Annotated in this window: 16 protein-coding genes; 7 read left to right on the forward strand and 9 right to left on the reverse strand. The window is 75.5% G+C overall.

Annotated features, from left to right (window positions below; genetic code table 11):
• The first annotated feature begins 31 nt into the window (after nt 1-31).
• The 4 genes from ACRYM0_RS01555 to ACRYM0_RS01570 all read left to right on the forward strand — a co-directional run bounded on the left by ACRYM0_RS01555 (nt 32) and on the right by ACRYM0_RS01570 (nt 4,430).
• A complete protein-coding gene (locus ACRYM0_RS01555; RefSeq protein WP_432501415.1) occupies nt 32-802 on the forward strand; it encodes an ABC transporter ATP-binding protein in 771 nt (256 codons plus the stop codon).
• Between the two features lie 3 nt (nt 803-805).
• Complete coding sequence (locus tag ACRYM0_RS01560; RefSeq protein ID WP_432501417.1) at nt 806-3,319, forward strand: ABC transporter permease; 2,514 nt, start codon at nt 806-808, stop codon at nt 3,317-3,319.
• Between the two features lie 82 nt (nt 3,320-3,401).
• Nucleotides 3,402-3,707 (forward strand): antibiotic biosynthesis monooxygenase family protein, encoded by a 306-nt coding sequence (locus ACRYM0_RS01565; RefSeq protein WP_337060838.1) that lies wholly within the window; start codon nt 3,402-3,404, stop codon nt 3,705-3,707.
• Between the two features lie 174 nt (nt 3,708-3,881).
• On the forward strand, nt 3,882-4,430 hold the full coding sequence (locus tag ACRYM0_RS01570) for a flavodoxin family protein (RefSeq protein WP_432501489.1): 549 nt from the start codon (nt 3,882-3,884) through the stop codon (nt 4,428-4,430).
• Between the two features lie 33 nt (nt 4,431-4,463).
• Here the strand turns inward: ACRYM0_RS01570 and ACRYM0_RS01575 are convergent, their stop codons facing one another.
• The 3 genes from ACRYM0_RS01575 to ACRYM0_RS01585 are packed head-to-tail and all read right to left on the reverse strand — an operon-like array spanning nt 4,464 to nt 6,887.
• Nucleotides 4,464-5,339 (reverse strand): sucrase ferredoxin, encoded by an 876-nt coding sequence (locus ACRYM0_RS01575; RefSeq protein WP_432501419.1) that lies wholly within the window; start codon nt 5,337-5,339, stop codon nt 4,464-4,466.
• 38 nt (nt 5,340-5,377) lie between these two features.
• Complete coding sequence (locus ACRYM0_RS01580) at nt 5,378-6,652, reverse strand: cupin domain-containing protein (RefSeq protein ID WP_432501420.1); 1,275 nt, start codon at nt 6,650-6,652, stop codon at nt 5,378-5,380.
• A gap of 1 nt (nt 6,653) precedes the next feature.
• Nucleotides 6,654-6,887 (reverse strand): hypothetical protein, encoded by a 234-nt coding sequence (locus tag ACRYM0_RS01585; RefSeq protein ID WP_337061532.1) that lies wholly within the window; start codon nt 6,885-6,887, stop codon nt 6,654-6,656.
• A 71-nt stretch (nt 6,888-6,958) separates the two neighbouring features.
• On the opposite strand from ACRYM0_RS01585, the gene ACRYM0_RS01590 reads away from it, so the two are divergent.
• Nucleotides 6,959-7,924, forward strand: coding sequence for an asparaginase (locus tag ACRYM0_RS01590; RefSeq protein ID WP_432501422.1), 966 nt, complete (start codon nt 6,959-6,961; stop codon nt 7,922-7,924).
• Nucleotides 7,925-7,954: 30 nt separating this feature from the next.
• The gene (locus ACRYM0_RS01595) at nt 7,955-8,914 is read left to right on the forward strand and encodes a glycoside hydrolase family 43 protein (RefSeq protein ID WP_432501424.1); all 960 of its coding nucleotides are present in this window, start codon (nt 7,955-7,957) and stop codon (nt 8,912-8,914) included.
• A 13-nt stretch (nt 8,915-8,927) separates the two neighbouring features.
• Here the strand turns inward: ACRYM0_RS01595 and ACRYM0_RS01600 are convergent, their stop codons facing one another.
• The 5 genes from ACRYM0_RS01600 to ilvD all read right to left on the reverse strand — a co-directional run bounded on the left by ACRYM0_RS01600 (nt 8,928) and on the right by ilvD (nt 17,514).
• On the reverse strand, nt 8,928-11,765 hold the full coding sequence (locus ACRYM0_RS01600; RefSeq protein WP_432501426.1) for a bifunctional diguanylate cyclase/phosphodiesterase: 2,838 nt from the start codon (nt 11,763-11,765) through the stop codon (nt 8,928-8,930).
• Between the two features lie 214 nt (nt 11,766-11,979).
• Nucleotides 11,980-13,008 (reverse strand): ketol-acid reductoisomerase, encoded by a 1,029-nt coding sequence (ilvC, locus tag ACRYM0_RS01605; RefSeq protein ID WP_432501428.1) that lies wholly within the window; start codon nt 13,006-13,008, stop codon nt 11,980-11,982.
• Between the two features lie 44 nt (nt 13,009-13,052).
• Nucleotides 13,053-13,565 (reverse strand): acetolactate synthase small subunit, encoded by a 513-nt coding sequence (gene ilvN, locus ACRYM0_RS01610; protein WP_432501431.1) that lies wholly within the window; start codon nt 13,563-13,565, stop codon nt 13,053-13,055.
• Nucleotides 13,565-15,469 carry an acetolactate synthase large subunit gene (locus ACRYM0_RS01615; RefSeq protein WP_432501433.1) on the reverse strand — a complete coding sequence of 635 codons (1,905 nt, stop codon included), beginning with the start codon at nt 15,467-15,469 and terminating at the stop codon, nt 13,565-13,567. Before ACRYM0_RS01615 ends, ilvN begins: the two co-directional genes overlap by 1 nt.
• A 293-nt stretch (nt 15,470-15,762) precedes the next feature.
• Nucleotides 15,763-17,514 (reverse strand): dihydroxy-acid dehydratase, encoded by a 1,752-nt coding sequence (gene ilvD / locus ACRYM0_RS01620; protein WP_432501435.1) that lies wholly within the window; start codon nt 17,512-17,514, stop codon nt 15,763-15,765.
• 148 nt (nt 17,515-17,662) lie between these two features.
• Between ilvD and ACRYM0_RS01625 the strand changes: the two genes are divergently transcribed.
• The gene (locus ACRYM0_RS01625; RefSeq protein WP_432501438.1) at nt 17,663-19,690 is read left to right on the forward strand and encodes an aldo/keto reductase; all 2,028 of its coding nucleotides are present in this window, start codon (nt 17,663-17,665) and stop codon (nt 19,688-19,690) included.
• Nucleotides 19,691-19,724: 34 nt separating this feature from the next.
• Here the strand turns inward: ACRYM0_RS01625 and ACRYM0_RS01630 are convergent, their stop codons facing one another.
• Nucleotides 19,725-19,901 carry a hypothetical protein gene (locus ACRYM0_RS01630; RefSeq protein ID WP_432501440.1) on the reverse strand — a complete coding sequence of 59 codons (177 nt, stop codon included), beginning with the start codon at nt 19,899-19,901 and terminating at the stop codon, nt 19,725-19,727.
• Nucleotide 19,902: the final 1 nt, after the last annotated feature.

The raw sequence follows: 19,902 nt of genomic DNA on the forward strand, positions 1-19,902 counted from the left end.
GCGGCCGCCGCCCCCGCGAGGAGGAACCCCCGTGCCCACACCCCGTCCCACCCGTTCGCCGGAGGTCGTGCACGCCGCGACCCCGGCCGTGCGCGCCGCCGGACTGCGCAAGACGTACGGACGCGGCGACGCCGTCGTGCACGCCCTGGCGGGTGTGGACGTGGAGTTCTCCCGCGGGGAGTTCACCGCCATCATGGGCCCGTCCGGTTCCGGCAAGTCCACGCTCATGCACTGCCTGGCGGGCCTGGACACCGCCACCGCCGGTCAGGTGTTCCTCGGCGAGACGGAACTCACCGCGCTGCGCGACGCGGAGCTGACCCGGTTGCGCCGCGACCGGATCGGTTTCGTGTTCCAGTCGTTCAACCTGCTGCCCGTCCTGACAGCCGGGGAGAACCTCGTGCTGCCGATGCAGCTGGCGGGGCGCTCCCCCGACCGCGCCTGGCACGACGAGGTCGTCGACCGGCTGGGGCTGTCGAACCGCCTGCGCCACAAGCCGTCCGAACTCTCCGGCGGGCAGCAGCAGCGCGTCGCCGTGGGCCGTGCGCTGCTGCCGCGCCCCGACGTCGTCTTCGCCGACGAACCCACCGGGAACCTCGACTCGCGCACCGGCGCGGAGGTCCTGGGACTGTTGCGCTCGGCCGTGCGCGAGTTCGGCCAGACCGTCGTCATGGTCACCCACGACCCGGTCGCGGCCGGCTACGCCGACCGCGTCGTGCTGCTGGCCGACGGGCACCTGGCGGGCGGGCTGACCGCCCCCTCGCCCGACGACGTCCTCGACGCCCTGCGCACCCTGGGGGCCTGAGCCGTGCTGAGGACGACCCTGGCGCAGCTGCGCGCCCACGGCGGGCGGGTGCTCGCCTCCTGCCTGGCCGTCGTCATCGCGGTCGCGTTCGTCGTGGCGACCCTGGTGCTGAACTCCTCCGCGAGCGCCAGCCTGCTCAAGGCCGTCGGCGCCCCGTTCGTCGCGAGCGCCGCGGTCGTGACCGCACCGGAGGACGCCGACCCCGCGGCCGGCGGTGCGGCGCTGGGTGCCGCCGTGGAGCGGGTGCGGGCCCTGCCGGGCCTGGCGCAGCTGTCGGCCGACCGCGAGACGGGCGTGCAGGTGCTGCTGCCCGGGCGCACCGGCACGTCCTACGCGCAGGCCCAGGCGGTCACGGAGCCCGGACCGCTGCGCTGGGAGCGCACCAGCGCAGGCCGGCTGCCGCAGGCGCCCGGCGAGGTCGCCGTCAGCGACCGCCTCGACGCCGCGGTGGGGGACGTGCTGGAGGTGACCCGGTGGACGGGTGGGGACGGCACCGGGGCGGTCACCTCCGAGGTGCGGGTCGTCGGCCTGGTGGACCTGGCGGGCGACCCGACCGCGGGCCTGTACGGGCGCGTGTTCGCCACCGGCGAGCAGCTGCGCGCCTGGGGTGCGCAGGACCCCGCGCGCCTGCGCGTGGCGGCCGCGCCCGGCGTGGACGCCGGGGAGCTGACCGGCCGGGTCGCCGGCGCGGTGACGGGTGCCGCGTCGGGAGAGCTGGTCGTGCGCACCGGTGAGGAGGCCGCGCAGGACGTGGCGTCGGCGTTCACCGGTGACGCGGCCGCGCTGACCGCGGTGCTGCTGGTGTTCGGCGCGGTGGCCGTCCTGGTGGCCGGCCTGGTCATCGCCAACACCTTCGCCGTGCTGCTGGCGCAGCGGACCGGGGAGCTGGCGCTGCTGCGCTGCGTGGGCGCCACCCGCGGCCAGGCGGCGCGCGGGGTGCTGCTGGAGGCGGCGGCCGTCGGCCTGCTCGCCTCGCTGGCCGGCGCGGGCGCCGGGGTGGGGCTGGCCGCGGTGGTCTCGGCCGTGGCCGCGGACGCGGACTCGCCGATCCCGCTGGGCACCCTGGTCGTGCCGGTGCTGCCGCTGGTGGCCGGCGTGCTGCTGGGCACCGTCGTCACGGTGCTCTCGGCGCTGGCCCCGGCGCGCGCGGCGACCCGCGTGGCCCCCCTGGCGGCGCTGCGCCCCCTGGCCGCCGTGCCGGTGCGCTCGCGCGGCGGCGCGCTGCGCCTGGTCGCCGGGTTGCTCCTGGCGGTCCCGTCGGCGGCCGCCCTGGTCCTGTTCTCCTCGGCGGGGCAGCTGGAGCCGGCCGTGCTGGCGGGTGCGCTCAGCTTCGTGGGCGTCGTCCTGCTCGCGCAGCGGGCGGTCCCGGCGGTCGTCGGCCTGGCGGGCCGCCTGGTGCGCCGCGGCGGCGTGCCGGCGCGGCTGGCCGCGGGCAACGCGGTGCGCAACCCGCGCCGCACCGCCGCGACCGCCACCGCGCTGCTCATCGGCGTCACCCTCACCACGGCGATGGTGGTCGGCGCCTCGTCCACGCGGGCCACGGCCGGGGACCTGCTGGAGGCCGGCTACCCCACCGACGTGGTCGTCTCCTCCTGGGACGAGCCGGTGGACGACGCGCTGCTGGACCAGCTGGGCCGGGTGCCGGGGGTCGCGCGCGCGGTGCCGGTGCTGGAGGGGGAGGTCGCCCTCGGCGACGGCGACACGACGGGCGTGGCGGGGGTGGAGCCCGCGCAGGCGGCACAGGTGGTGCGCTCGCAGCAGCGCGCGCCCGTGCCGGCGCCCGGGGAGCTGGTGGTCTCCGGGTACGGCGCGCAGGCCCTCGGCCTGGCCGACGGCGACGCGGTGACGGTGGCCGGCGAGGGCGGCGCCCCCGTGGACCTGCGGGTCGTCGTGGCACCCGACTCCGAGCAGGGCTCGCTGATGACCGCCGCCGACCTGCGCCGCGCCGACCCGGCCGCGGCGGTGCGCGGCGCGTGGGTGCGGCTGGACGACGCGCTGGACGCCGACGAGCAGGGCGCGGCGGTCGACGCGATCACCGAGGTCGTCACCGCGGCCCTGCCCAGCAGCGACGTCAGCGGCGTGGTGGCGGTGCGCGAGTCCTTCGACCAGGTGCTGACGACGATGCTGCTGGTCGTCACCGGCCTGCTGGGGGTGGCCGTCGTCATCGCCCTCATCGGCGTGGGCAACACCCTGGCGCTGTCGGTGGTGGAGCGGCGCCAAGAGTCCGGGCTGCTGCGCGCGCTGGGCCTGACCCGCGGGCAGCTGCGGGCGCTGCTGGCCTGGGAGGCGCTGCTGGTGGCCGGCGTGGCCGGGGTGCTGGGCGTCGCGCTGGGCACGGCGTACGGCCTGGCGGGCACCGCGTCGGTGCTGGCGGCGGAGGGCCCGGTGGTCCTCGACGTGCCGTGGACCTCGATCACCGGGATCGTGGTGGTCGCCGCGCTGGCCGGGGTGCTCGCCTCGGTGCTGCCGGCGCGGCGCGCGGCGCGCACGCCCCCCGTGGCGGCGATCGCCGACTGAGGGGTGCCGCCGGGTGCGCGGGTGGCCGGGCGGGCGGAGGGGATCCGCCCGGCCACCGCGAGCCGCGTGGCAGGCTGACGGCATGGCTGTGGTGAAGATCAACGCGATCGAGGTCCCCGAGGGCGGCGGACCGGAGCTGGAGCGCCGCTTCGCGCACCGGATGGGGGCGGTGGAGGGCACCGAGGGCTTCCTGGGGTTCGAGCTGCTGCGCCCGGTGGCCGGGGAGTCCCGCTACTTCGTCTACACGAAGTGGGAGACCGAGGAGGCGTTCCAGGCGTGGGCGGGCGGGGGCGCGAAGGAGGCGCACGCCGGCGAGCGGGCGAAGCCGGTGGCCACCGGGGCCAGCCTGCTGGAGTTCGAGGTCGTCCTGGGCGCCGGGCCGGCCTGAGCCGCGGTGGCGGGCGGGTGGCCCCGCGGGGCGACCCGCCCGTCTCGACGCCCCCCGCGCGCGGGTCTACGTTGGGACCACCGGCTGATTGCCGGTTCAACGACCTGGAGGGGGAACGCCGTGAGCGTGAAGCTCGCCATCGTGTACTACTCGGCCACCGGCACCGTGCGGTCCATGGCCCAGCGCGCCGCCGAGGCCGGCGAGCGCGCCGGTGCGGAGGTGCGGCTGCGGCAGGTCGCGCGCCAGACCACCGGCGGGGAGCGCGCCACCAGCGAGGCGCAGGCCGAGCACAGCGCGAACGCCACGGAGCCCGCCGCCACGGCCGACGACGTCGTGTGGGCCGACGCCGTCCTGTTCGGCTCCCCCACCCGCTACGGCAACATCGCCGGGCAGCTGAAGACGTTCATCGACTCCCTCGGCCCGCAGTGGGGCCAGGGCCTGCTGGCGGACAAGGTGTACGCCGGGTTCACGGCCAGCCAGACCGCCCACGGCGGGCAGGAGTCCACCCTGCTGGCGCTGTACAACACGATCCACCACTTCGGCGGCATCGTCGTGGCCCCCGGGTACACCGACCCGCTGAAGTTCGTCGACGGCAACCCCTACGGCGTCAGCCACGTCACCGGCGGCGGCAACGACATCCCGCTGGGCGAGGCGGAGCTGGCCGCCCTGGACCACCTGGCCACCCGCGTGGTGACGATCGCCGGGCGCCTGCGGGGCGAGTGACCCGCCCGCGCCGCCGACGGCCGCAGCCGGCCGTCAGCGGCGCAGCTCGAGCAGGTCCCAGGTGCGCGCCTGCTGCGCGGCGCCCGCCGAGCACGTCAGCCGGTGCGCCGGCGCACGGCCCTCGGCCAGGTCCACCTCCAGCGGGCCGTGCGCGTCGAAGCGGACCCGCCAGCGCAGCCGCCCGTCCGGCCCCTCGGCCAGGCGGGCGGCGTGCAGCGGCGTGAAGGCGTCGAGGTGGTCCTCGCCCAGGACCAGGCGCGCGTGCGCCTCGGCGGCCTGCACCACCACCGCGTCCCCGCAGCGGCCGCGCAGCCGGTCCGGCAGCACGCGGCCGGAGCGCACCGCGGCCAGCAGCGCGGGGGCGTCGCCGGGCCCGAGGTGCCCGTGCACCGCGCCGCCGGGCAGGGACAGCGCGGTGGCGGCGAAGCGGTCCCCGCCCAGGTGCGAGCACTCCCACACCGCCTCGGCGTCCAGCGCGGCCAGCGCCGCGACCACGGGCCGCCCGCGCACGGCGCAGCACCAGTCCTTGCGCCCGTGGGTGCACACCAGCAGCAGCGGTCCGGTCGCGTCCTCCCAGCCGCCGTCCTCCCCGCCGCCGTCCACGACGGCGGCCAGGGCGTCGAGCGGCGCGAGGCGGGTGCGCAACCGGGTGCGGCCGCGGCGGCAGTCGGCCAGGAACAACCGCCGCGGCCCGCCGGGGTCCCGTCCGGCGGCGTCGGGGCGGCGCACCAGCAGCAGCTTCACGCCCAGGGCGGCGGCCGCCTCGCGCAACCGCGCCGTGGTGGCCTCCCCCAGCCGGGACGCCGGCACCGCGCCCGGGCCCCACGGGCCCGGCTCCTCCACGAGCAGGTAGCCGCGCACCGGGGTGGCGGTGCCCAGCAGCTGGTCGCGGTCCTCCTGCGCCCGCACGGCGCAGGAGAACCGCTCACCGAGGGCGGGGGCAGAGCTCAGGCCGGCCCCGCGGGCAGCAGGACGTTCTCGTGCAGCAGGCGCCGCAGCACCACGAGCGCGTCGTCCTCGTCCACCCCGGTCCCCGCGGCCGCCAGCTCACCGGCCGACGTGGTCGCCGAGGCCAGCACGTGCTCCAGGGCCGGGCGCACCCAGCCGGGGAAAGCCACGCGCCGATCGGGCAGGACCAGCTCGACGCGGTCCCCGGCGTCGGCCAGGCGCGTGGTCAGCCCGCGGCGCGGCCGCAGCCGCGTGCCGGCGCCCAGCGAGCGGGCGGCGGCGTCCTGCGCCAGCGCACCCACCGGCTCGGCGGGCACGGCGCGGTCGCGGCGGCGCTGCACGAGCCGGCGCACGGCGGCCTCGTCCAGCTGCTCCACCCAGCGCGCCGCGGCCGCCCGGAACCCCTCGACGTCGAGGTGCTCACCGGGCAGCGGCAGCGCCCGGCGCAGCGTCACGTCGTCGCGGCCCGCCCCGGCGACGGCGTCGGCGAGGACGTCGGCCCAGGTGGTCGCCAGCAGCCCCACCGTCAGGTGCACGGAGCGCTCCTCGGTGGTGCGCGCGGAGTGCAGCCAGCCGCGGGGCAGGTAGAGGGCGTCACCGGGTTCCAGCACGGTGTCGATGACGGGTTCGCGGCCGCCGACCGGGTCCGGGCCCAGGGCCTTCGACGGCTGCGTCTTCAGCGGCAGCTCCACCGCGGGCGGGTGGATCGTCCAGTGCTTGCGCCCGTCGACCTGCAGCACCACGACGTCGTGGGTGTCGTGGTGGGGCTTGAAGCCCTGCGCGCCGGGCGGGGTGACGTAGACGTTCACCTGGCACTGGTGCCCCAGCTCGGCGGCCAGGTCCGCGCAGAACGCCGCCAGCGGCGGCCAGGTGCGGTGCAGCGCCTGCAGCACGATCGTGGCGCCGTCGGCGAAGGAGCGGGCGATGCCGTCGCTGTCGGCGAGGTCGCCCAGCTGCTGGTTGCCGGCGACGGCGCTGCGGGTGAAGGCGCTGCGGGGCAGGCCGACACCGTCCTTGACCATCGTGAAGAACGGGGTGCGCAGCGCGCGCGGGCCCAGCAGCTCGTCGACGTCCGCGGTGGACAGCAGGTCGTCGAAGTCGGCGCGGCCGCCCTGCGCGGAGCGCTCGGCGGCCCGCACCAGCAGCGGGCGGGAGTTCCAGTGCTCGGTGGCGATCGAGCCGGCCGCCGCGCCGAAGCAGCGCGTCAGCGCCGACGCGCCCGGCGCCGCCCCCGGGGTGGGGACGCCCCCGGGACGGGTGGGAGCCAGCGTCACGTCAGCTCCCGGCGGGGTCGGAACCGGCCGGGTCGGAGCCGGAGGGGTCGACCTGGGTGGAGTCGCTGTCGCCGGAGTCGGCGTCGCCGCCCTCACCGCCGGCGGGGTCCACGCCCGCCGCGTCCGAGCCCGAGGGGTCGACCTGCGTGGCGTCGCTGTCGCCGGAGTCGGCGTCGCCGCCGCCACCGGCGCCGAGCGGGGTGGTGGTGATGTCGTCGTCGCTGAGGTTGCTCATGCGCGCGAGCCTGCCACCGGGCGCACCGCCCCGCACGCCGGTCCGCGACGCTCCCACGACATCCTGGGCCGGTGCCCGAGACGCCTCCCCCCGTCCCCGTCCTGGCCGTCGTGACCACCGGCGGCACGATCGCCAGCACCCGCGACGAGCACGGGGTGAGCACGCCCTCCCTCGGTGCGGCCGCGCTGCTCGCGGGTGCCGTCCCGGACGCGCGGGTGCGGGTGGTCGAGGCGCTGCGCGCGGACTCCTCCAGCCTGACGCTCGCCGACGCCGGCCGGGTGCGGGTGGCCGTCGCGGGGGCGCTGGCCGACGCGGACGTCGCCGCGGTGGTGGTGCTGCACGGCACGGACTCGATGGAGGAGACGGCCCTCCTGCTGGACCTGCACCACGACGACGTCCGGCCGGTGGTGCTGACCGGTGCGCAGCGCACCGCCGACGACCCGGAGCCCGACGGCCCGGCCAACGTGGCCCACGCCGCCCGCACCGCGCTGGACCCCGCCGCCCGCGGGCGCGGCGTGCTGGTGGCGTTCGGCGGCCGGGTGCACCCGGCGGCGGGGCTGAGCAAGCGGCACACCACGGACCTGGACGCGTTCTCCTCGCCCGCCGTGCCGCTGCCGCGGGCACAGCCGCTGCCGTGGACGGACGCGCCCTGGCCGCGGGTGGACGTGGTGGCGGTCTCCCCCGGCGGGGACGGGGTGCTGGTGGACGCCGCGCTCGCCGCGGGGGCGCGCGGCGTCGTGCTGCAGGCGCTGGGGTCCGGCAACGCCAGCGCGGACGTGGTGGAGGCGGTGCGGCGCTGCACCCGCGCGGGCGTCGCCGTGGTCGTGACGACCCGCGTGCCCGGCGGCCCGGTGAGCGCGGGGTACGGCGGCGGGGGCGGCGGGCACGACCTCGCCGCCGCCGGCGCGGTGCCGTCGGGGTGGCTGCGGACCGGGCAGGCGCGGGTGCTGCTGGCCTCGTTGCTGCGCACCGGTGCGGACGCCGGCGAGGTGCGCGAGCGGTTCGGCCGGCGCAGCGGCGGCCCGCTCCCCCACTAACCTCCCGGTACCGACTGCGATGGAGGACCGTTGACCGACGCACCGCCCCACGGCGCGCCCACCCCCGAGCTGCTGGTGGAGCAGCGCGCCGACCCGTTCACCACCCCGCCGGTGGAGGGGACGTACTACTTCACCGGCTCGGTGCCGGAGTACGACCGCGTCGTGGTGCGCGGGGCGCCCACGATCGCCGGGCTGCGCACCGCACCGGAGTCGGTGGTGTGGCGCCGGCCCGCGAGCGGCCGGATGGGCGGGCACGTGTGGGCACCGGAACTGCACCGCATCGACGGCCGCTGGTACGTGTACTTCGCAGCCGGCGACTCCGACGACGTCTTCGCCATCCGGATGTACGTCATCGAGTCCTCGCTGGCCGATCCGCGCGATCCGGCCGGCTGGGGGGAGCCGCAGGAGCTCACCACCCCGTTCGGCTCGTTCAAGCTCGACGCGACGACGTTCGAGCACCGCGGGCAGCGCTACTACCTGTGGGCGCAGCGCGAAGCGGGGATCGACGTGAACTCCAGCCTGTACATCGCCCCGATGGCCTCCCCCACCTCCCTGGGTGGCGAACCGGTGCGCATCGCCACGCCGACGCTGCCGTGGGAGGTGCGGGGTTTCGCGGTCAACGAGGGCCCGGCGGTGCTGGTGCGCAACGGCCGGGTGTTCGTGACCTTCTCCGCCAGCGCCACCGACGACCGGTACTGCGTGGGGCTGCTGACGGCTGACGAGGACGCCGACCTGCTCGACGCCGCATCCTGGCGCAAGCACCCCGAGCCGGTGCTCGCCACGCGGGCGGAGGTGAACCGGTACGGCCCGGGCCACGGCTCCTTCACGGTGGCCGAGGACGGCGTGAGCGACCTGTTCGTCTTCCACGCGCGCGACTACCCGGGCTTCCACGGTGAGGACCCGTTGTACGACCCGAACCGGCACGCGCGCGTGCAGCGGCTGAGCTGGAACGCGGACGGCACACCGGTGTTCGAGGTGCCGGCTCCCTGACCGGAGCCGCGCGCTACTGCGGCCGGGGGTTCCCCCCGGCCGCGGTGCGCGGCCGCCAGCGGACCTCGAGGGTCGCGGCCGGCTCGGGCCGGCCGATGTGGAACCCCTGCGCGGAATCGCAACCGATCTCGGCGAGCATCGCCAGCTCCTCGGCCCGCTCCACGCCTTCCGCGACGCAGGTCATCCCGAACTCCTGCGCGAGACCGCACACGGCAGCGACGAGAGCGACGTCGCGCGAGCCCGGCACCGCTCCGCTGACGAAGGAGCGGTCCACCTTCAGCTGCTGGACGGGGAGGTAGCGGAGGTAGGCGAGGGAGGAGTAACCGGTTCCGAAGTCGTCGATGGACAGGCCGACGCCGAGGGAGCTCAGGGCCTCGACGGCCTCGCTCATGGTCGAGCCCTCCGACATCAGCGTCGTCTCGGTCATCTCCAGGCTCACCTCCGACGGGGCGACGCCGTTGCGCTCGACGGCGCGCTGGACCACGTCGACGAAGGCGGGGCTGCCGAGCTGCTGCGGGGAGAGGTTGACCGCCATGCGGAAACCGGGCGGCAGGTGGCCCTGGCTCTTCCAGGTGCGCAGCTGCCCCAGGGCCTCGTCGAGGACCCACTCGCCCAGCGGCACGATGAACCCGGTGTCCTCGGCCAGGGGGATGAACCGGTCCGGCGGGACCTGCCCGACGCCGGGCCGGTCCCAGCGCAGCAGCGCTTCGACACCGCGCAGCTCACCGGTGGGGACGTCGACGATGGGCTGGTAGTGCAGTTCCAGCTCTCCGCGTGCCAGCCCCCGGCGCAGCGCCTGCTCGGTGTCCAGGTGGCGCAGCGCCTGGTACCGCAGCCCCGCCTCGAACCGCGAGGCCCGGTTGCGGCCCTCCTCCTTCGCCAGGTACATCGCGGAGTCCGCCTCCCGGAGCAGGTCCGCCGGGCGGTGGTGCTCCCGGGCGGTGGTCACCCCGATGGAAGCGGTGATGCGCAGTTCCCGCCCCTCCAGCTCGACCGGCTCCTGGAAGGCGTCGACGATGCGCTGGGCGAGGACACCGGCGGCCGCGGCATCGGTGTCCTCGCACAGGACCGTGAACTCGTCCCCACCCAGCCTGGCGACGGTGTCGCTGGCCCGGGCGGCGTGCTTGATGCGGTGCGCCGCGTGCAGCAGCAGGGCGTCCCCCACGTCGTGGCCGAAGGAGTCGTTGACGAGCTTGAACCGGTCCAGGTCGATGAACAGCAGCGTCACGGCCGATCCCCGGTCGTGGCGGTCCAGGGCGTGCCCGAGCCTGTCCATGAGCAGACGCCGGTTGGGCAGGCCCGTCAGGGCGTCGTGCATCCCGAGGTGGGCCAGCCGGCTCTCGGCACGGCGCAGCAGCACCGCATCGATGTCGCGCCGCAGTTCGCGGGCCTCGGAGACCTCCACCGGGTCCCAGGGCAGGCAGCGACCGGAGACGCTCTGGCGCCACGAGGCGAAGGAGTTGCGCGGCGACAACGGCGTGTCCCGGTTCTGCGTCGACTGGTCGCCCAGCCAGTCCAGCGTCTGCACCACTTCGCGGCGGAACCAGAGGAGGTAGTCGCGATCGCCTCCGAAGGGCACGAACACCACCCCGGCCGTCGACGGCAGCAGTTCCGCGAGGTCGGGCCGCTCCAGGGCCAGCGCGTCGCTGACGAGGGGGAGGTTCCCCTCCTCGGTGCTCCGCAGCCGCTCCACCGCCGCCAGCACGTCGGCCTCCGGCGGCGTCCGGCCGACCTGGAGGAGTTCCTCGTCCAGCGAGACGACGGCGCCGTCAGCGGGGACGAGGTCGAGCAGGGTGACCTCCCCGCGGGTCAGGCCGTCGGGGACGTCCTCGGCCCCGGCCATCTGCTCCACCAGGCGCGTGCGGACCTGCTGGACCTCCAGCCGCCTGCTCAGCTGCCGGGTCTCGTGCAGCGCGGTGAGCCGGGAGGTGAGCTGCTGGGCGAGGACCTCGCAGGCCTGGCGCAGCACGTGGGGCAGGTGCCGGGCCCGCCGGTCCCCGCAGGAGACCATCCCGACGAGCTCGCCGTCGTGGACCAGGGGCAGCGACATGCTGGCGCCGATCCCCATGTTGCGCATGAACTGCACGTGGTGCGGCGACACGGCACGCAGGTGGGCGCGGCTCAGGTCCAGGGGCGTGGCGTCGGCGGTGCCGGCCGTGCGCAGCAGGGGGGCCGGCTCCTCCGGGCCGAGGACGATGTGCCTGGACTGCTGCAGCAGGTACAGGCGGCGCGCCTGGGCGGGGATGTCGGAGGCCGGGTAGTGCAGTCCCAGGTACGGCTCGACGTCCTCGACGCGGTCCTCGGCCACCACTTCGCCGTGCCCGTCGGGGTGGAAGTGGTACACCATGACCCGGTCGAACCCGGTGAGGCGGCGGATCTCCTGCGCCGTCGCCGTGCGCACCTCCTCGACCGTCCTGCTGCGGAAGAGGCGCTCCGTGGCCGCGTGCAGGCCGGTCAGGACCCGAGCCGGGGAAGCGGTACCCGCGGGCTCGACCTCGACGACCAGGAAACCCCCCGAACCGTGAGCGCTCACGTCGACGGGGGAACCACCGGTCCTGGCGCGCAGCGCCGGCACCGTGCCGTCGTCCGCGGCGGCGTGGGCGGTGCGCAACCGCCGCGAGCACCCCGGCCCGACGGCGGCCTCGAGCGGGCGCCCCAGGACCGCGTGCACCTCCGCACCGAGCAGCTGCCTGCAGTTGGCGCTGACCTGGACCACCTCGAAGGTGGCCGGGTCGGCGGCCAGCAGGACGCCGTGCGGTTGGACCGCTCCGGGGACGTGGATCGGCTCGCGGGCGCACTCGGACAGTCGTGCCTGCTCGTCCGCGGGCAGCAGGTCCTCGGCGCCCGTCACGTCGTGCACGCCAGGGGGCCCGTCGCCACCACGTCCACCCCCGTCCGCACCCGGTCCTCGACCGTCGTCCAGCGACACTACTGAACGTGGCGCAGCCGTGCCTCGGTGAGGCGGGGCTGTCGACCTCGTCGGCACCCGGCGCTGGGCGACGAGCTCCGTCGACGACCGTGCCCCCGCGTCCCGGGAGGGACGCGGGGGCACGGGACGCGCCGGGTCAGCGGGCGGCGGAACCCTCGACGTAGTCGGAGTCGTCCGACTTCACCCACGCCATGAGCTTGCGCAGCTCGCGGCCGGTGGCCTCGATGGGGTGCTGCTCGGCCTCGGCGCGCAGGCGCTTGAACTCCGGCGCGCCGGCGTCCTGGTCCTCGATGAAGCGCTGGGCGAAGGTGCCGTCCTGGATGTCCTTCAGGACCTCCTTCATGCGCTCCTTGACCGAGGCGTCGATGACGCGCGGGCCGGAGACGTAGTCGCCCCACTCGGCGGTGTCCGACACGCTCCAGCGCTGCTTGGCGATGCCGCCCTCGTACATGAGGTCGACGATGAGCTTCAGCTCGTGCAGGCACTCGAAGTAGGCGACCTCCGGCTGGTAACCGGCCTCGGTGAGGACCTCGAAACCGGTCTGCACCAGCGCCGAGGCGCCGCCGCACAGCACGGCCTGCTCGCCGAACAGGTCGGTCTCGGTCTCCTCGGTGAAGGTGGTCTTGATGCCGCCGGCGCGCAGGCCGCCGATGGCCTTGGCGTAGGCCAGCGCCAGGTCCCAGGCGCCGCCGGTGGCGTCCTGCTCCACCGCGACGATGACCGGCACGCCGCGGCCGTCGACGTACTCGCGGCGCACCAGGTGGCCCGGGCCCTTGGGGGCGACCATGACGACGTCGACGTCGGCCGGGGGCTTGATGTAGCCGAAGCGGATGTTGAAGCCGTGGCTGAAGAACAGCGCCTTGCCGGCGGTCAGGTTCGGCTCGATCGACTCGGCGTACAGGCCGCGCTGGAGGTGGTCCGGCACCAGGACCATGATGACGTCGGCGGCCTTGGACGCCTCGAACGGGGTGAGGACCTGCAGGCCCTGCTCCTCGGCCTTGGCGCGGCTCTTGGAGCCCTCCTTCAGGCCGACGACGACGTCGACGCCGGAGTCGCGCAGCGACAGGGCGTGGGCGTGGCCCTGGCTGCCGAAGCCCAGGACCGCCACCTTCTTGCCGGTGATCTTGGACAGGTCGGCGTCGTCGTCGTAGAACATCTCGGCCACGTGGGGTTCTCTCCTCGTCGGTTCGTGCGTTGCGGGTGGGTGGTTCAGGCCGAGCGCAGGGCGCGGTCGGAGATGGCCCGGCCGCCGCGCGCGAGCGCGACGGCACCGGACTGGACGAGCTCGCGGATGCCGAACGGCTCCAGCACGCGCAGCAGCGCGGCCAGCTTCTCGGGGCTGCCGGTCGCCTCGACGGTGACCGCGTCCGGGGAGACGTCGACGACGTGGGCGCGGAACAGCGCCACGGTGTCGACGACCTCGCCGCGCGCGGAGGCGTCGGCGCGGACCTTCACGAGCAGCAGCTCGCGCTGAACCGAGGCGTCGTCCTCGAGCTCGACGATCTTCAAGACGTTGATCAGCTTGTTGAGCTGCTTCGTCACCTGCTCCAGGGGCTGCGAGGCCACGTCGACGACGATGGTCATCCGGGAGATCTCGCTGCGCTCGGTCGGTCCGACCGTGAGGGAGTGGATGTTGAAGTTCCTGCGCGCGAACAGCGAGGTGATGCGCATCAGGACACCCGGCCGGTTCTCGACCAGGACGGAGAGGGTGTGGCGGCTCATCAGGAGATCACCTTCTGCGCGGCGGGGTCGTCGCTGGACACGCCGTCGCTGTCGGCCTCGCGGTCCCACTCCGGGGACAGCCCGCGGGCGTACTGGATCTGGTCGTTGCTCACGCCGGCGGCGACCATCGGCCAGACCATCGCGTCGCGGTGGACGCGGAAGTCCACGACGACGGGCACGTCGTTGATCGCCATCGCCTTCTCGATGGTGGCGTCGACGTCCTCGGGGCGCTCGCAGCGCAGCCCCACGCAGCCGTAGGCGTCGGCCAGCTTGACGAAGTCCGGGACCGGCGCGGAGTGCGTCGAGTGGTCGCCGGAGTGCAGGTCGGTGTTGGAGTAGCGCTCGGAGTAGAACAGGGTCTGCCACTGGCGGACCATGCCGAGGCTGGAGTTGTTGATGATCGCCACCTTCACGGGGATCCCGTTCAGGGTGCAGGTGGCCAGCTCCTGGTTGGTCATCTGGAAGCAGCCGTCGCCGTCGATGGCCCACACGACGGTGTCGGGCCGGCCCACCTTGGCGCCCATGGCCGCCGGCACGGCGTAACCCATGGTCCCCAGGCCGCCGGAGTTCAGCCAGGTGCGCGGGTTCTCGTACTTCACGAACTGGGCCGACCACATCTGGTGCTGGCCCACACCGGAGACGTAGACCGCCTCCGGCCCGGCGATGGCGCCGATGCGCTCGATGACGTGCTGCGGCGAGAGGGTGCCGTCGTCCGGCGCGGTGTAGCCCAGGGGGTACGTCGAGCGCCACGCGTCGGTCTGCGCGGTCCAGGAGCCGATGTCGGCGCGGCCGTTCGCCTCGAACTCCGCGGCCACCGCGGTGGTCAGCTCCGCCAGGACGAGCTTGGCGTCGCCGACGATGGGCACGTCCACCGCGCGGTTCTTGCCGATCTCGGCGGGGTCGATGTCGGCGTGGATGACCTTGGCGCCGGGGGCGAAGCTGGACAGCTCACCGGTGACGCGGTCGTCGAAGCGCGCGCCCAGGGTGATGAGCAGGTCGGACTTCTGCAAGGCCGCCACCGCCGCGACGGTGCCGTGCATGCCCGGCATGCCCAGGTTGGACGGGTGCGAGTCGGGCAGGGCCCCGCGGGCCATGAGCGTGGTGACGGCGGGGATGCCCGTCAGGTCGGCCAGGGCGCGCAGCTCCGGGGCGGCGTCGGCCTTGACCACGCCGCCGCCGACGTAGAGCACCGGGCGCTGCGCGGCCGCGATGAGCCGCGCGGCCTCCTTGACCTGCTTGCCGTGCGGGCGGACCACCGGGCGGTACCCGGGCAGGTCCACCGAGGTGGGCCACTCGAAGGAGGTGCGCGCCTGCAGCGCGGACTTCGCGACGTCCACGAGCACCGGGCCGGGACGGCCGGTGGCGGCCAGGTGGAACGCCTCGGCGATCACGCGCGGGATGTCGGCGGGGTCGGTCACCAGGTAGTTGTGCTTGGTGATCGGCGTGGTGATGCCGGCGATGTCGGCTTCCTGGAAGGCGTCGGTGCCGATCGCCGCGGCGCCCACCTGGCCGGTGATGGCCACCATGGGCACGGAGTCCATGTTGGCGTCGGCGATGGGCGTGACGAGGTTCGTGGCGCCCGGGCCGGAGGTGGCCATGCACACGCCCACCTTGCCGGTGGCCACGGCGTACCCCTCGGCCGCGTGCCCGGCGCCCTGCTCGTGGCGCACGAGGATGTGCCGCACGTGCGGGGAGTCCATCAGCGGGTCGTACGCCGGCAGGATCGCGCCGCCCGGGATGCCGAAGACGACCTCGACCCCTACCGCCTCCAGGGAGCGGACCAGGCTCTGCGCGCCGGTGAGCGACGCGACGGGGAGCGTGGGGTCCAGCGGCAGGCCGCTGGGGCCCTGCTCGCCGGCCGGCTGGGTGCTGATCGGCGTGGCGCTGATCGGCTCGTGGGCCATCTGGAGTCCTCCTCGGCGGTGCGGCTCGGGTCCTGCAGTCGTCGGACGCGACCGGCCGCTCGGTGCGCCGGACGCGAAAAGACCCCTCCGCCGACAGGTGGGTGAGGGGTCGCGCGCTCGGCGGGTCGATCGTCGTCGACCTCAGCGGGCGCGCTGTCCGATGGCTACGAGGAACCGCATGCCCAGCACGGTAGTCGCCCCTCCGGGCGGTGTCAGCCGCCGGGGCGCCTCGTCTCACATCATGGACACAAGGTCCACGTTCTGGACAGCGCGCCCCGGCGGCTCGCGGTCGCTCAGGTGCAGACGGCCCCCACGGAGGCGGACTGCACCTGCTTGGCGTACTTCGCCAGCACGCCGCGCGTGAACACCGGCGGCAGCGGCTCCCAGCCCTCGCGCCGGCGCTCCAGCTCCGCGTCGTCGACGAGCACCTCGAGCGTCTTGGCCGCCACGTCCAGGCGGATCGGGTCGCCGTCGCGCACCAGGGCGATCGGCCCGCCGTCCACGGCCTCCGGCGCCACGTGCCCCACGCACAGGCCCGTGGTGCCGCCGGAGAAGCGCCCGTCGGTCAGCAGCAGCACGTCCTTGCCCAGCCCGGCGCCCTTGATCGCCCCGGTGATGGCGAGCATCTCGCGCATGCCGGGGCCGCCCTTGGGGCCCTCGTAGCGGATGACGACCACGTCGCCCGCGCCGATCGTGCCGTCCTCCAGCGCGTCCAGCGCCGCGCGCTCGCGCTCGAAGACCCGCGCGGTGCCCTCGAAGACCTCCGAGTCGAACCCGGCGCTCTTGACGACCGCACCGCCCGGGGCCAGGTTCCCCGAGAGGACCGTGATGCCGCCGGTGCGGTGGATCGGGTCGTCCAGCGCCCGCAGCACCACGCCGTCGACGTCCGGCGGGGCGATCTCCGCGAGGTTCTCCGCCATCGTCCGGCCCGTCACCGTCAGGGTGTCCCCGTGCAGCAGGCCCGCGTCCAGCAGCGCGCGCATGACCACCGGGATGCCGCCGATGCGGTCCACGTCGACCATGACGTGCCTGCCGAAGGGCTTGAGGTCGCCCAGGTGCGGCACCCTGCCCGCGATGCGGTCGAAGTCCGCCAGCGTCAGGTCCACCTCGGCCTCGTAGGCGATGGCCAGCAGGTGCAGCACCGCGTTGGTGGAGCCGCCCAGCGCCATGACCACGGCGATGGCGTTCTCGAACGCCTCCTTGGTCATGACCTGCCGGGCGGTGATCCCGTTCGCGAGGAGGTTCACCACGGCCTGCCCGGAGCGGCGGGCGAACCCGTCGCGGCGGCGGTCCGTGGCCGGCGGGGCCGCGCTGCCGGGCAGCGACATGCCCAGCGCCTCCGCGGCGGCCGCCATGGTGTTCGCGGTGTACATGCCGCCGCAGGCGCCCTCGCCCGGGCAGATGGCGCGCTCGATGGTGTCCACGTCCTCACGGGACATCAGCCCGCGCGCGCAGGCCCCCACGGCCTCGAAGGCGTCGATGAGGGTGACCTCGTGCTCGCTGCCGTCGGACAGCCTCGCCCGGCCGGGCAGGATCGTGCCGGCGTAGAGGAACACGCTGGCCAGGTCCAGGCGGGCGGCGGCCATGAGCATGCCGGGCAGGGACTTGTCGCACCCGGCCAGCAGGACCGAGCCGTCCAGGCGCTCGGCGCTGATGACCGTCTCCACCGAGTCGGCGATGACCTCGCGGCTGACCAGGGAGTAGTGCATCCCCTCGTGGCCCATGGAGATGCCGTCGGAGACGGAGATCGTGCCGAACTCCAGCGGGTACCCCTTCGCGGCGTGCACCCCGTCCTTGACGGCCTTGGCCAGGCGGTCCAGCGGCAGGTTGCAGGGGGTGATCTCGTTCCAGCTGGAGGCCACGCCGATCTGCGGCTTGACCCAGTCCTCGTCGCCCATGCCGACCGCGCGGAGCATCCCGCGCGAGGCCGTGGCCTGCAGCCCGTCGGTCACCTGGCGGCTGCGGGGCTTGACGTCGACGCCGGGGGCGGCGACGGGACCGTCCGGCTGCGCTGCGGGGGCGTTCGAGGGGCGCTCGGGGCTCACACGGGGATCCTAGGTGCCGCGACCGGCCCGGGCGCGGGCGCGGCGCGTCGGCGGGTGGGGCGTTGACCGCCCGAGCGCCGCGTCCCTAGGCTCCCGGGGCCGCCGTGGCCGACCACGGCGCTCCCCCACGACCGCGAAGGAGCGTCCCGTGACGCCCCCTGCTGCTCCCCTGCGCTGGGCCGTGCTCGGCCCCGGCTCCATCGCCCGCCGCTTCGCCTCCCAGCTGCCCTCCGCCGGGGCCGGGGAGATCGTGGCCGTGGGCAGTTCCGCCGCCGAGCGGGCGCGCGCGTTCGCCGACGAGGTCGCCCCCGGCGCGCGCACCGGCACCCACGCCGAGGTCCTGGCCGACCCGGGCGTCGACGCCGTCTACGTCGCGACCGTGCACACCGCCCACGCGCCCCTGGCGATCGCCGCGCTGCGCGCCGGCAAGCACGTGCTGTGCGAGAAGCCGCTGGCCCCGAACCACGGCAGCGCCATGGCCGTGGTGGACGCCGCGCGCACCAGCGGCCGGGTGCTGCTGGAGGCGTACATGTACGCCTTCCACCCCCAGCAGCGCGCCCTGCTGGACCTGGTGCGCTCCGGCGCCGTCGGGCGGGTGCTGCACGTCGACGCGAGCTTCTCCTTCGCCGCCTCCCCCACCGGGCGCCTGTTCGACGCCGACCTGGCCGGCGGCGGGATCCTCGACGTGGGCGGCTACCCCGTGACGATGGCCCGCGCCGTGGCCGGCGCCGCGCTGGGGCGAGCGGCGGTGCTGACCTCGCTGCGCGGCGGGGGCACCGTCGGGAGCACCGGCGTGGACGAGTGGGCCGTGGCCGCGCTGGAGTTCGACGGCGGCGCCGACGGCGGTGTCACCGCGACGGTGCGCACCGGCGTGCGGCTGGCCGAGCCGCCGGCGGTGGCGGTGCACGGCACGGCCGGCTCGATCCACCTGGCCGACCCGTGGGCGATCGGCGCCGGCACGGGCATCGTGCTGCGCCGGGCGGGCGAGCCCGAGCAGGTCCTGACGTTCGGCCCCGAGACCGAGGGGCACCTGCCCTACGCCGCCGAGGCGGCGGCGCTGGCGCGCCTGGCCGAGGCGGCCGGGCGCGGCGAGGACGTCTCGGCCGGCGCGGCGGAGCACTCCCTGGACGACTCCCTGGCCAGCGCCGCGGTGCTGGACCGCTGGCGCGCGGCGGTCGGGGTGCGCTACCCGTTCGAGCGCGACACCGCCGCGATCCCGCCCGTCTCCGGCCTGCCGCTGCGCGTCGCCTCCCCGAACCCGATGCGCTACGGGAGCATCGACGGGCTCGAGAAACCCCTGTCCCGCATCGTCATGGGCGTGGACAACCAGCCCGACCTGGCGCACGCCTCCGCGCTGTTCGACGCGTTCTGGGAGGCCGGCGGGACGACGTTCGACACGTCCTGGTGGTACGGGCAGGGCCGCCACGAGAAGCTGCTGGGGCAGTGGCTGACCAACCGCGGGCTGCACTCCGAGGCCGTCGTCGTCGCCAAGGGCGGGCACACCCCCGAGTGCACCCCGCAGGGCATGACGTGGCAGCTGCTGGAGTCGCTGGAGAACCAGCAGCGCGAGCGCGCCGAGCTGTACCTGCTGCACCGCGACAACCCCGACGTGCCGGTGGGCGAGTTCGTCGACGTGCTCAACGAGCACGCCGACGCCGGGCGCATCGGGGTGTTCGGCGTCTCCAACTGGACGACGGAGCGCTTCGACGAGGCGAACGCGTGGGCCGCCGCGAACGGCAAGCGGGGCCTGTCGGTGCTCAGCAACCACTTCGGCCTGGCCGAGGCGCTGGACGTCCCCTGGGCCGGGTGCCGGCACGTCACCGACGCGGCCTCCAAGCGCTGGCTGACCGAGCGGCAGGTGCCGCTGCTGCCGTGGTCCTCGCAGGCCCGCGGGTTCTTCGCCCGCGCCGACCCCGCCGAGCGCCGCGACGCCGACCTGGTGCGCTGCTACTACAGCGACGCCAACTTCGAGCGCAAGCGGCGCGCGGAGGAGCTGGCGGCGCAGCTGGGCGTGCCGGCGACCGCGGTGGCGCTGGCGTTCGTGCTGGCCCAGCCGTTCCCCACGTTCCCCGTCGTGGGCCCGCGCAGCGTCGACGAGCTGCGCTCCTCGACGGCCGGGCTCGGCGTGCAGCTGGACGAGGCGCAGGTGGCCCGGCTGGACCTGCGCGAGGGCTGAGCCGCCGCCCGACCGCGCCGGGGCCCCGGCGCGGTCAGCGGCGGCTCAGGCCGAGCTCGCGCAGCGGCTGCCTGACGTCCTCGGCGCGCCACCCGAGCCGGCCGTCGGTCCACGTCGGCGCCGGCAGCAGCCGGCGGCCGACGAGCTGGTGCAGGGTGGCCACGTCCACGTCGTAGCGGTGGCTGACCTGCAGCAGCGTGAGCTCGTCCATC

This window comes from Kineococcus arenarius subsp. arenarius (assembly GCF_050871845.1).
Lineage (GTDB): Bacteria > Actinomycetota > Actinomycetes > Actinomycetales > Kineococcaceae > Kineococcus.